Genomic DNA, 12,554 nt, shown 5'->3' with positions numbered 1-12,554 from the left:
CTCGCCGCGCTGGCGCTGACCAGCGCGCTCGCCGGGTGCAACATGGCGCCCAAGTACGAACGCCCGACTGGCGCGGTGCCCGTCGCCTTGCCGGAGGGCGGCGTGTACCCGCGTGCCGCCACCGATGCGCCCGACGTCACGCAGATCGGATGGCGCGACTTCTTCCTGGACGATCGGTTGCGGCAGGTGATCGCGACCGCGCTGGAGAACAATCGCGACCTGCGTGTCGCGGCCGCCAACGTGCTCCAGGCGCGGGCGCAATATCGCGTCCAGCGCTCGGCGATCGTGCCGAGCACCAGCGTCAACGGTTCGGCGACCTATACCAACAACTTGTTCGGTGCGATCGGCGCGGCCGGCGCCGGGACGGGCGGCGGTACCGGAGCCGGCGTCGGCACGGGAGCCGGCACCGGCACCGGCACCGGCACCGGCGCCGGTACCGGGACGGGCGGCACTGGCGGCGGCGGCGGTGCCGCGGGTGGCTCGGTTGGCGAGAGTTCGTCGAATGTCCAATTCTATTCGGCCAACGTCGGCTTTTCGGCCTTCGAGCTCGACCTGTTCGGACGCGTCCGCAACCTGAACCGTGCCGCGCTGGAGCAATACTTCGCAAGCGAGGAGGCACAGCGCAGCGCGCGGATCAGCCTGATCGCCGAGGTTGCGAGCGCGTGGCTGCAACTCGCCGCCGATCAGGAGCAATTACGGCTGAGCCGCGAGACGCTCAAGACTTTCGAGGAGACGGTGCGCCTCACCAGCGCGCAGTTCCGCATCGGGGTCGCTTCCGAGCTGGAGGCGCGGCAGGCCGAGACGAATTATCAGGCGGCGCGCAACGACATCGCCACGCTGACCGCACAGGTAGCGCGCGACCAGAACGCGCTGAACCTGCTGGCGGGGACGACCGTGCCGGCGACGCAACTGCCGACCGGACTGGACGCCGCGCCCGCCACGCGCGACGCGCTGCCGCCGAGCCTGACCTCGGAAGTGCTGCTGCGCCGTCCCGACGTGCTCCAGGCCGAGCATCAGCTGATCGCGCAGAACGCCAACATCGGCGCAGCGCGCGCGGCGTTCTTCCCGCGGATCTCTTTGACCGCGACGATCGGGACGATCTCGACCGCGCTGTCGGGGCTCTTCGGCGGCGGCACGTTCAACTACAATGCCGCGCCGTCGGTGGCGTTGCCGCTGTTCGACGGCGGCCGCAACGCCGGCAACCTCGATTATGCCAAGGCGTCGCGGCAGGCGGCGGTCGCCACCTACGAACGCGCGATCCAGACCGCGTTTCGCGAGGTGGCCGATGCGCTGGCGCAGCGCGGCACGATCGGCGAGCAGTTAGCGGCGCAGGGTGCCCGTGCCAACGCGGCCACCGTCGCGGCGCGGCTGTCCGACGCACGCTATCGCGCCGGAGTCGATTCTTTCCTGACCTCGCTCGATGCGCAGCGTACCGCATATTCAGCGCAGCAGCAGCTGGTGACGACCCGCCTGACGCAGGGGAACAACCTGATCGAGCTGTACCGCGCGCTCGGCGGCGGTCTGGCAGGTGAGGGACCGCGCCCGCAGCCGTGACGAACCCTCTTGCGCGTGCGCGCCATCGGCGTACCCTCTCTTTCAAATTGGAGAGGAGTGAGGCGATGGTCACCCCGGACGCGCGCGCAGGAGAGGAGAGCCTGGTCATCCTCCAGACCCTGCTGTGCCTGTTGCGCGAGAAGAACCTCCTGTCGCGCGCCGATATCGAGACGCTGTGCGAGCGCGTCGCGATGCGGGCCGCAGCGGCGGAGCGCGATCCGTTCCCGTGCTGCGCCGAGGCGACGCGCAACGCGGCGAGCGAGATGGCGCGGATCGGCAGCTATATCGGGCAGCATTACGGCGGCAAGCACCGCCGGGCGTAGTGCCGCGAACCATGTCCGTCATTCCCGCGAAGGCGCAGGCGGGAAGCCAGACGCGCAGGTTTTCGTAGGAGCCGAACGTCCGAGGCTCTGGATTCCCGTGCGTGTGGAATTGAGGGTGTGGGCTGACCACCGCTCCATCTCGACGTGCCCCCGCGATCCGGCGTAAGGCGTCCCGGTGACTCAAGGGCATCTTCCCGCATGACCGCCGAAATCGGGCTGGCTGCTCTGTGGCTCGCCGCCGCGCTGGCGGCGTTGCAGGTGCTGCTCGGCGTTATCGCGCTTGGCCGCGGACGCGCCGAGGCGGCTCCCGCGATTCGCGCGGTGGCGATCGTGCAGGGCGCGCTGGCAGCGATCGCGATGGGGGCGCTAATCGCGGCGTTCCTCGATACCGACCTGTCGGTCGCGCTGGTCGCCGCCAACAGCCATTCGATGAAGCCGTGGCTCTACAAGTTCGCTGGCGCTTGGGGGAACCACGAGGGCTCGATGCTGCTGTGGGTCACGATCCTGGGCGTGGCGGGCGCGGCGGTGGCGCGGGTCGAGCGACGGCTGGCCGAGCCAACGTTGGTCGCGACATTGGCGGCGCAGGCGGCGATCGCACTCGGCTTCTACGCCTTCCTCCTCTTTGCCTCCAACCCGTTCGCGCGGCTCGACCCGCCGCCTGCGGAGGGCGCAGGGCTCAACCCGCTGTTGCAGGACCCCGGCCTCGCCTTCCACCCGCCGACGCTCTACGCAGGCTATGTCGGACTGTCGGTCGCCTTTTCGTTCGCGGTCGGTGCGCTCGTCACTCGCGACGTCGGGCCGGCGTTCGCGCGCGCGATGCGGCCGTGGGTACTGGGGGCGTGGTTCTTCCTGACGCTGGGGATCACTGCGGGCAGTTATTGGGCCTATTACGAACTGGGCTGGGGCGGCTGGTGGTTCTGGGACCCGGTCGAAAATGCCAGCCTGATGCCGTGGCTCGCCGCCACCGCGTTGCTCCATTCGGTGACGGTGCTCGCCACCCGCGACGGGCTGCGCGCCTGGACGGTGATGCTCGCGGTCGTCGCCTTTTCCATGAGCATGATCGGCACGTTCCTCGTCCGCTCGGGCATCCTGACCAGCGTTCACGCCTTTGCGGTCGATCCGCGGCGCGGCAGCTTCATCCTCGTGCTGCTGCTGCTCTACATCGGCGGCGCGCTCGCACTGTTCGGGGCCCGGGTCGGGACGGTCCGGCAGGGCAAGCTCTTCGAGCCGTTCAGCCGCGAAGGCTCGCTGGTCGCCAACAACCTCCTTCTGACCGTGATCCTCGGCATCGTCCTGATCGGCACCTTCTACCCGATCGTCGCGGGCGCATTCGACATCCAGCTGTCGGTCGGGCCACCGTTCTTCGACTCGACCGCCGGGCCGATCGCGCTGCTGTTGGTCGCCGTCATGGCGGTCGGCCCGTTGCTGCGGTGGCGGCGCGACGAGGCGGAGGCGGTGATCCAACGGTTGTTCCCCGCGATCGCCGCGACACTGGCGACGGGTGTCGCGGTGTTCCTGCTCGGCGGGCCGATCGGTGTCCTGCCCCTGGCCGGCGTGGCGCTGGCCGGCGGGCTGGCGGTGGCGAGCGTCGCGCCGCTCGCCCGGCGAAACCTGCGTCGCGCGCCTTTGCACCTGTGGGGCATGGTGATCGCACATCTCGGCATCGCGGTAGCGCTGGCGGGGATGGCGATCAGCACCGCCTATACCCAGGAGACCCTCCTGGCGGTCGGGGTCGGCGATCCGGCGCGGATCGCGGGCTATACCGTGCGACTGGAGGGGGTGCGCCCGCTGGTCAGCGACAACTGGACCGCGCTCGAAGGTCGGCTAGGGGTGAGCGACGAGAGCGGCGCTCGCTTCGTGCTGCGCCCGCAGGTCCGTTACTTCACCGCGCCTGTGACGACCACCAACGAAAGCGCAATCGCGACGATGTGGAACGGGCAGCTCTACACCGTGCTCGGCGCGCTGGGTGACGACGGGCGTTGGCAGCTGCGGCTGTGGTGGAAGCCGTTCGTCACGCTGATCTGGTTCGGCGGCGCGCTGATTGCGATCGGCGGCGCGCTGTCGCTGGTCGGGCACCAATGGCGGCTGTGGCGCACCAGGCAGCGCGCGGAGGCATTCGCGTGAAGCGCTGGCTGGTGTGGCTGCCGTTATGCGCGTTCGGCGTGGTCGTGGCGGTGATCGCCTGGGGGCTGTGGCGGCCCGCCGATCGCACGGTGCGCTCGGCGCTGGTCGGGCGCGCGCTGCCCGAGTTCGTGCTGCCCGCGATCGCACCGGGCAAGCCGGGGCTCGCGACCGCCGACTTCCGACAGGGAAGCCCGCGGTTGCTCAACGTCTTCGCCAGCTGGTGCGTGCCGTGCGTGGCGGAGGCGCCGCAGCTGTTGACGCTGAAGGCGGCGGGGGTGCCGATCGACGCGATCGCGATCAAGGACACGCCCGGCGACATTGCCGCCTTCCTGCGCCGCAACGGCGATCCCTATGCGCGGATCGGTGCCGATGCGCACAGCCGCGTGCAGCTGGCACTCGGCTCCTCGGGGGTGCCCGAGACGTTCGTCATCGACGGCAAGGGCGTGATCCGCGCGCAGCACGTCGGTGACATCCGCGCGGAGGACGTTCCCGCGCTCCTCCAGGCGCTGGCGAACGCCAAGTGAGGGCGCTGGCGGTGCTCGCGTTGTTGGCGGAGGTGCCGGCCGCGGCGCAGACCGCGCTGCCGCCGCTCGCCTATACGCAGCTGCGTGATCCGGCGCGGGAGCGGCAGGCGCGCGCGTTGATGGAGACGCTGCGCTGCGTCGTTTGCCAGGGGCAGTCGATCGCCGATTCGGATGCGGACATGGCGGGCGAGATGCGGGCGCTGGTGCGGCAGCGGATCGCGCGCGGCGAGGCCCCGGAGGCGGTACGCGCGTGGTTGATCGCGCGTTACGGCGATTACGTCAGCTATGCGCCGCCGCTACGCGCCGCGACGCTGCCGTTGTGGCTGGCCCCGCTGGTGCTGCTCGCGCTGGGTGCGTGGCTGGCGCGCGCGACATTCCGGCGACGGTGATGCGTCGCTCCTGATCGTCGGCGCGTTGGACGCCAGGATTATCGGGACAATCGCCATGCGCTCGCTCATTTCTACAACCTTGATCGGCGTCGGCGCGGGGCTGGTCGCGTCGTTCGTCATGGACCGCTTCCAGGATGTCGCCGCGCCCGCATTCGGCATGGGCGGCGGGAACGACGATCCCTCCACCGTAAAGGCTGCCGATACAATCAGCGAGGCGGTCGCCGGGCGGCCCGTGACGCAAAAGCACCGGCAGGCGGCAGGATCGGCGATGCACTATGCGCTCGGCGCGGCGGTCGGCGGCGGTTACGCGCTGGCGGTGCGGCAATGGCCCGATCTGGCGAAGGGCTGGGGCGTGCCCGCCGGCCTCGCGACGATGTTGCTGCTTGATGATCTGATGGTTCCCGCCGCCGGATGGGGGCCGTGGCCCGAGGCGGAGGTGCCGGGCAACGCCTATGGCTTGACCTCGCACCTCGTCTTCGGCGTGGCCATGGAGGGCACGCGGCGCGCGGGTGTCGCCGGCGCGAAGGCGTTGCCCGCGTGACGGCTGCGCGCTAACCCACATCGATTGCCTTGAGGGGAAGCCGTCATGTTCTCGTCGATCGTCCGTCCGCTGACCGCTCTGGCAAGCAGCGCCACGTTGCTTCTGGCGGGCGCCGCCGCAGCGGAATGTACGCGCGGCAAGGTGCGCGTCGATCTGCCGCAGCAGCGCATGGACGAGCGGGTGCAGACACTCGCGCATGACACCGGCTGCTTCATGGAAGTCGACGTCGCGCTGCTCGCCGACAAGCGGGCGCGGCGTCTGCGCGGGCGGATGACCGCGGCGCACGCGCTGTATCGCTCGCTGCGCGGCACCGGGCTGGAGGCCGCGCCCTACAAGGGTCACTGGCGGATCGACCAGCGTCAGCAGCAGCGGTTCGCGCGTCGCATCGCGACCCTGCGCACCGTAACCGCGGAGCAGCGCGAGCGCGACGCGATCAGCGGTTTGCGCGCGCGCGGCGTCGGGCAGATGCTACGGCATGTCGAGAAGGCTGTGCCGCGCGAGGTGAACGAGCAGGCGCATCTGAACGTCAACGACCGGGTGCGCTACAATGAGCAGCTCGACCGCGTGGCGCGCAGGATCGGCATGGCGCCCGCCCCGCTGCCGCCGGGCTGGGTCGCGCCGGTGCTCTGACGTGGTCCCGGGCGTCGTCGCCGCGCCACGCCCGCAATCACGAACGCCTTACTTCCGGTCGCGCCACCAGATCAGCAGCGCCAGCGCGACGCCAAGGCCAAGCCCGGCGAGGAAGCCGATCGAGGGTTGGCCGGCGTAAAGGCCGATCGCGGTGCCGGCGAGCGCGCCGACCGCGATCGGGAAGCCGCCGGCCGAGGGAGAGCGGGGAGGAGGTGCCATGCCTGGCGCATGCCACGCCCGTCGCACGCGCGCCAGCCGCCGCGACCGGACGGCGCGTCGCTGCGACATGGTTCGTGGCGGCGGGCGGTTTCGCCCTTCTTCTTGGCCGGGTGCTCGGCTAGACCGCTGAGCATGTGGCCGGACGTGGGGCGGCATGGCGTGCTGGTCCGCGTCGTGTGCGGGACGATGTTGTCGACGGGGCCGGCGTTCGCGCAGACCGCGCCCGCGCCGCGTCCCATCGCGCCCCCGGTCGTCGCGCCCCCTGCGCCGATGGAAAGCGTGGATCCCAACGATGCGCTCGCCCCGCTCCCCGATATCGGGGTCGACTGGCCGGACCTGGTCGCCGCGCCCGGCGAACCGATCGCGGCGGCGAGCGAGGTGGCGAGCAGCTTCCGCTACGGCTGGCGCATCGACGGCGTCGACGGCATCGGCGGTGCGTTGCTCCAGCAACGCTTCCGCGAATTGTCGGTGCTGGCGGGGGCGGAGGGGAAGGAGGCCAATGCCGCGCAGCTCGATCAGCGCGCGCGGCAGGATGCCGCGCTGCTCGTCACGCTGCTGAAGGCGGATGGTTACTATGACGCCGCGGTGGCGACGCGCGTCGAGCGCACGCGCGGGCGTCCGGTGGTGGTGCTCGCCGCCACGCCGGGGCCCCTGTACCGCTTCACCGGCGTGACGCTGGCCGGAGTCGAGGCGGCCGGCGCCAAGGCCGCTGCGCTGCGCGACGCGTTCGGGCTGAAGCCGAGCGACCCGGTCAACAACGACGCGATCGCCGCCGCGGAGGCCAACCTGCGCACCCAGGTCGGCGAGGAGGGCTTTCCCTTCGCACAGGTCGGCGACCCGCAGGTGACGGTCGACCGCGCGGCGCAGACCGCGACGCTGGAGATGACGGTCGTCCCCGGCACGGCGCGGCGCTTCGGCCGGATCACCGTCAACGCGGACAACAAGGTGTTCGACGCCCGCCACGTGCAGGATATCGCACGCTTCCGGCCCGGCGACGAATACGAGACATCGGAGGTCGACGACCTTCGTCGTGCGCTGGTGCAGACCGGGCTCGTCTCGACCGCCGAAGTGCGGCCGGTGGCGGCCGGCGATCCGGGCGTGGTCGATGTCGCGGTGCGCCTGGAGCCCGCCCCGCCGCGAACCGTCGCGGTCGAACTGGGCTACGGTACCGGCGAGGGCGCGCGCTCGGAGGTCAGCTGGACGCACCGCAACCTGCTGCCCCCCGAGGGCGCGGTGACGCTGCGAGGGGTCGCGGGCACGCGCGAGCAGCTGGGGCAGGTCACCTTCCGCCGCAACAATTTCCACGCGCGTGACCGCGTTCTGACCGCGCAACTCTCCGCCGCACACCTGCGCCGCGACGCTTTCGACGCGCAGACGATCTCGTTGTCGGCGGCGCTCGAGCGGCAGACCAACATCTTCTTCCAAAAGACCTGGACGTGGTCGCTGGGCGCCGAGCTGGTCGCCACCGACGAGCGCGACGTGATCGCCTCAACCGGGCAGCCGCGGCGGCGCACCTTCCTGATCGGCGCGCTGCCGACCAGCCTCGGCTACGACGGGTCGGACGACCTGCTGAACCCGACGCGCGGGTTCCGGCTGTCGGGGCGGGTCAGCCCGGAGGTGTCGCTGCAGGACCAGGTGTTCGGCTATACCCGTGTCCAGATCGACGCCAGCACGTACCAGCCGGTCACCCCGGCGGTGGTGCTGGCCGGGCGCGTACGGCTGGGTACGATCCTGGGCGCGCCGCGCGACCAGATCGCGCCGTCACGACGCTTCTATGCCGGTGGCGGCGCGTCGGTACGCGGCTACAGCTTCCAGTCGATCGGCCCGCGCGACGTGAACAACGACCCGATCGGCGGGCGCAGTCTCGCCGAATTCGCGCTGGAAGCGCGGGTGAAGGCGTTCGGCAGCTTCGGGGTCGTACCGTTCCTCGACGGCGGCAACATCTACACCGGCGGGCTGCCGGATCTCAGCGGCTTCCGCTACGGCGCAGGAATCGGGGTGCGCTATTACAGCAACTTCGGCCCGATCCGCGTCGATGTCGGCACCCCGATCAACCCGCAGCCGGGCGATTCGCGGATCGCGGTCTACGTCTCGCTGGGGCAGGCGTTCTGATGCGGGTCGCGCGGATCGTCGGCGCGATCGTCGCCGTGCTGCTCGCACTGGCCGCGGTTGTCGCGGCCGTGATCGACAGCGATGTCGGGCACCGCATCGTTGCCGACCGCATCAACGCGCTGAAGCCAGACAACGGGCTGCGATTTCGGCTCGGGCGGATCGACGGCTCGCTGTACGGCACCGCCGACCTGATCGACTTCCGCCTGTACGATCCCAAGGGGCTGGTGCTGGCGGTGCCGCGCGCGCGGCTCGACTGGTCGCCGTTCGCGTGGATCCACAACCGGCTCGACATCACCGCACTCGACATACCCGAGGCCACGCTTGCCAAGCTGCCGGAGCCGCGTGACACCGGGCGATCCGGGCCGATCCTGCCCAAGTTCGACATCGCGATCGGCCGGCTCTCGGTCGCACGACTAATCGTCGCGCCGGCGGTGACCGGCCGCGTGCGTGGGGGGCGGCTGCTGGGGCATGCGGATATCCGCGACGGCCATGCGATGATCGCGCTCGACGCCGCGGTCGCGGGCAGCGATCGACTGGCGCTCCGACTCGACGCGCGGCCCGACGCGGGCAAGTTCGACATCGACGCGCGCGCGCGGGGAGCCGCGACCGGTGTGCTGGCGCGGCTGAGCGGCCTGAACCGCGCGGTGGTGCTGGACGTAAACGGCGCGGGCGACTGGCAGCGCTGGCAGGGGCGCGCGGTGGCGGCGGCGGGCGGCACGCGCCTCGCCGACCTGATGCTCGGCAATCGGGCCGGCGCCTATACGCTGACCGGCGAGGTCGCGCCCGCCCGCATCACCCGCGGCAAGCTCCAGACGCTGACCGCGCCGCGCGTGCTGGTGAACGGCGCGGGCACCTTCGCGAACCGGCGGCTCGACGGCACGCTGTCGCTGCGCTCGCGCGCGCTGGCCGTGCAGGCGGAAGGAATGGTCGATCTCGCCGACAGTGCGTTCCGCAATCTGCGGGTGTCGGCGCGGCTGCTGCGACCCGAGGCGCTGTTCCGCAACATGACCGCGCGTGATCTGCGACTGCGCGCGATCCTCGACGGCAATTTTCGCACCTTCGCCTTCGACTATCGCCTGACCGCGGACCGCTTTGCCTTCGACCAGACCGGTTTCGAGCAGGCGCGCGCCGCGGGCCGGGGGCGATGGGGGCCGCGTCCGATCGCGCTGCCGGTCGCCTTCACCGCGGCGCGCGTTACCGGGGTCGGCGACGTCGCCGGCGGAATCCTGCGCAACCTGTCGCTGGGCGGCGTCCTGCGCGTCACCGCCGACACGATCACCGGCGACGGGCTGCGTCTGCGGTCTGACAAGCTGGGCGGGACCATCGGTCTGACACTCGACCTGCACACCGGCCGCTACGACGTGGTGCTGTCGGGTGGGCTGACGCGCTATCTCATCCCCGGGCTGGGCGTGGTCGATGTCCAGTCCCAGTTGCGCGCGATCCCCGGCGCCGACGGGCACGGCACGCGCGTGGTCGGGCGTGGCACCGCGCGTGTGCTGCGGCTCGACAACGGCTTCTTCCGTAGCCTGGCCGGCGGGCTGCCGCGCGTGGAGGCGCTGCTGGAGCGAACCCCCGACGGCGTGCTCCACTTCCCGCGGCTGCTGCTGACCGCGCCGTCGCTGCGGCTGGCGGGTAGCGGTTATCGCCGCCGCGACGGGACGTTTGTCTTCGAGGGCGCTGGCGATCACGCCACCTACGGCCCGGTGCAGCTGAAGCTCGACGGGCGGATCGAGAAGCCGACCGTCGACCTCGTCTTCACGCGCCCCAACGCTGCGCTCGGCCTTGCCGGGGTGCGCGCGCACCTCGACCCGACGCCGCAGGGCTTCGCGTTCGTCGCGGCGGGCGGATCGCGGCTCGGGCCGTTCCAGGGCGCGGGCGCGATCCTGTTGCCGCCGGGCGGGCAGGCGCAGATCGCGGTCGCGCGGCTCGATGTCAGCGGGACGCGGGCAACGGGCACGCTCGACATCGTCGACGGCGGGTTCCGCGGGCGGATGACCGTTGCGGGCGGCGGGCTCTCCGGCGCGCTCGACTTCGCGCCCGTGGGCGAGGTGCAGCGCATTTCAGGGCGGATCGACGCGCGCAATGCCCGGATCGGCGGCGGCGCGAGCGTGCGGCAGGGACGTGTTGACTTCAACGTGCTGCTGGAGCCCGAAGGCGCGCGCGTCACCGCGACGACGAGCGGCGCAGGGCTCAGGCGCGGGGCGCTGTCGGCGGCGCGCTTTTCGGGGCAGGCATCGCTGACGGGCGACACCGGCGAGGTGCGCGCGTCGATCGCCGGGTCGCGCGGGGTGGGCTTCCGCGTCGACACGGTGACGCAGATCACCGCCGACGGCTACGCATTGCGCGCGTCGGGGACGATCGGGTCGCAACCGATCCGGCTGGAGACGCCCGCGGTGCTGCGGCGCGACGGCGATCGCTGGACGCTGGCACCGACGAAGCTGACCTTCGCGGGCGGTGCGGCGGAGGTCTCCGGCGCGCTGGGCGCGGACGAGACCTCGCTGCGCGCGTCGCTCACCCGTCTGCCGCTGGCGGTGCTCGACATCGGCTATAGCGGGCTCGGGCTGGGCGGCACCGCGACCGGCACGCTGGCGCTCGATGCGCGCGACGGCGCGGCGCCGACCGGGCGCACCAATCTGACGATCCGTGGGCTGACGCGTTCCGGGCTGCTGAGTTCGTCCGCGCCGATCGACATCGGCCTGACGGGGGTGCTGGGCCCCGACAAGCTCGGCGTGCGGATGGTGATGGCCTCGGGCGGGCGCACCGTGGGGCGCGCGCAGGCACTGCTGCGCCCGCTGGGTACGGGCGACGCAGTCGAGCGGCTGACGCGCGCCGGGTTGTTCGCGCAACTGCGCTACTCGGGGCCGGCCGACACCTTGTGGCGGCTGACGCGGATCGAGCTGTTCGACCTGTCGGGGCCGGTCGCGATCTCCGCCGACGTGACCGGCACGGTCGCCTCGCCGCAGATCCGGGGGCTGGTGCGCGCCGCCAATGCGCGCATCCAGAGCGCCACGACCGGTACCGTGGTGACGAACATCCAGACCGCTGGCCGCTTCGACGGATCGCGGCTGCGTATCGAGCGGTTCAGCGGTGATGCGGGGCGCGGCGGGCGCGTCGCCGGTACCGGCACCTTCGATTTCGGCGCGGCGAACGGCGTCGCGCTCGACCTGCGGATCGATGCGGACCATGCGGTGCTGATCGACCGCGCGGATATCGGCGCGACCGTCACCGGTCCGATTGCCTTTCGCTCCGACGGCGTGGGCGGCGTCATATCGGGCGACGTGCGACTCGACAGCAGCCGCTACCGGCTGGGACAAGCCACAGTGGCCAGCGCGGTGCCGCAGGTGGACGTGCGCGAGATCAACGTACCCGGCGGCGCGGTGGTCGACGACGATCCGACGGCGCCGTGGCGATTGGATGTCCACGCCCGCGCGCGCAACGGGTTGATGGTCACCGGGCTGGGGCTGTCGAGCGAATGGACCACCGATGTCCAGATCGCGGGCACGCCGACCAACCCGGCAATCACCGGCCGCGCCGACCTGGTGCGCGGCGACTATGAGTTCGCCGGCCGCGAGTTCGAGCTGTCGCGCGGGATCATCCGCTTCGCGGGCGAAGTGCCCGCCAACCCTGCGCTCGATATCGAGGCGGCGGCGAACACCACCGGGCTGAACGCCACCATTCGCGTGACCGGCGTCGCGCAGAAGCCCGAGATCAGCTTTGCCAGCACGCCCGCGCTGCCGCAGGACGAGCTGCTGTCGCGGTTGTTGTTCGGCACGTCGATCACCAACTTGTCCGCGCCCGAGGCGTTGCAGCTGGCCGCCGCGGTCGCCGCGCTCCAGAACGGCGGCAACGGGCTCAACCCGATCAATGCGGTGCGGCGCGCGGCCGGGCTCGACCGCCTGCGCATCCTGCCCGCCGATCCGCAGACCGGGCAGGGAACGTCGATCGCGGCGGGGAAGTATGTGACCCGGCGTCTGTATGCCGAGATCATCACCGATGGCGCGGGCTATTCGGCGACGCGCGTCGAGTTTCAGGTCACCCGCTGGCTGTCGCTGCTCTCCTCGATCTCGACGCTGGGGCGGCAGAGTGGAAACGTGCGCATTTCGCGCGATTATTGATCAGCATCATACGGAATCGTCGG

10 protein-coding genes are annotated in these 12,554 nt (G+C 71.4%); 9 read left to right on the top strand and 1 reads right to left on the bottom strand.

What is annotated here, in order from left to right:
• The first annotated feature begins 42 nt into the window (after nucleotides 1–42).
• The 7 genes from J2Y58_RS07000 (at nucleotide 43) to J2Y58_RS06970 (ending at nucleotide 6,085) form a co-directional block, all read left to right on the top strand.
• A complete protein-coding gene (locus tag J2Y58_RS07000) occupies nucleotides 43–1,554 on the top strand; it encodes an efflux transporter outer membrane subunit (RefSeq protein WP_310101291.1) in 1,512 nt (503 codons plus the stop codon).
• Nucleotides 1,555–1,619: 65 nt separating this feature from the next.
• Nucleotides 1,620–1,877 carry a hypothetical protein gene (locus tag J2Y58_RS06995; protein ID WP_310100708.1) on the top strand — a complete coding sequence of 86 codons (258 nt, stop codon included), beginning with the start codon at nucleotides 1,620–1,622 and terminating at the stop codon, nucleotides 1,875–1,877.
• Between the two features lie 198 nt (nucleotides 1,878–2,075).
• Nucleotides 2,076–4,001 (top strand): heme lyase CcmF/NrfE family subunit, encoded by a 1,926-nt coding sequence (locus J2Y58_RS06990; protein ID WP_310100706.1) that lies wholly within the window; start codon nucleotides 2,076–2,078, stop codon nucleotides 3,999–4,001.
• A complete protein-coding gene (locus J2Y58_RS06985; RefSeq protein WP_310100704.1) occupies nucleotides 3,998–4,525 on the top strand; it encodes a DsbE family thiol:disulfide interchange protein in 528 nt (175 codons plus the stop codon). The genes J2Y58_RS06990 and J2Y58_RS06985 overlap by 4 nt, the downstream gene beginning before the upstream one ends.
• Nucleotides 4,522–4,914 (top strand): cytochrome c-type biogenesis protein, encoded by a 393-nt coding sequence (locus tag J2Y58_RS06980; protein WP_405053077.1) that lies wholly within the window; start codon nucleotides 4,522–4,524, stop codon nucleotides 4,912–4,914. Before J2Y58_RS06985 ends, J2Y58_RS06980 begins: the two co-directional genes overlap by 4 nt.
• Before the next feature lie 55 nt (nucleotides 4,915–4,969).
• Nucleotides 4,970–5,455 carry a DUF1440 domain-containing protein gene (locus tag J2Y58_RS06975; protein ID WP_310100700.1) on the top strand — a complete coding sequence of 162 codons (486 nt, stop codon included), beginning with the start codon at nucleotides 4,970–4,972 and terminating at the stop codon, nucleotides 5,453–5,455.
• Between the two features lie 45 nt (nucleotides 5,456–5,500).
• Nucleotides 5,501–6,085: an STN domain-containing protein gene (locus tag J2Y58_RS06970; RefSeq protein ID WP_310100698.1), complete on the top strand. Its 585-nt coding sequence runs from the start codon at nucleotides 5,501–5,503 to the stop codon at nucleotides 6,083–6,085.
• Between the two features lie 48 nt (nucleotides 6,086–6,133).
• Here the strand turns inward: J2Y58_RS06970 and J2Y58_RS06965 are convergent, their stop codons facing one another.
• On the bottom strand, nucleotides 6,134–6,304 hold the full coding sequence (locus tag J2Y58_RS06965; RefSeq protein ID WP_310100696.1) for a hypothetical protein: 171 nt from the start codon (nucleotides 6,302–6,304) through the stop codon (nucleotides 6,134–6,136).
• Nucleotides 6,305–6,436: 132 nt separating this feature from the next.
• On the opposite strand from J2Y58_RS06965, the gene J2Y58_RS06960 reads away from it, so the two are divergent.
• Nucleotides 6,437–8,416: a BamA/TamA family outer membrane protein gene (locus J2Y58_RS06960; protein WP_310100695.1), complete on the top strand. Its 1,980-nt coding sequence runs from the start codon at nucleotides 6,437–6,439 to the stop codon at nucleotides 8,414–8,416.
• Entirely contained in the window at nucleotides 8,416–12,531 is a 4,116-nt protein-coding gene (locus tag J2Y58_RS06955) for a translocation/assembly module TamB domain-containing protein (RefSeq protein WP_310100693.1), read from the top strand. Before J2Y58_RS06960 ends, J2Y58_RS06955 begins: the two co-directional genes overlap by 1 nt.
• Nucleotides 12,532–12,554: the final 23 nt, after the last annotated feature.

The sequence above is a fragment of the Sphingomonas sp. BE138 genome (assembly GCF_031456125.1).
GTDB lineage: Bacteria > Pseudomonadota > Alphaproteobacteria > Sphingomonadales > Sphingomonadaceae > Sphingomonas.
Note: the sequence above shows the minus strand (reverse complement) of the source record. Positions and strands in the feature narration are given on the sequence as shown.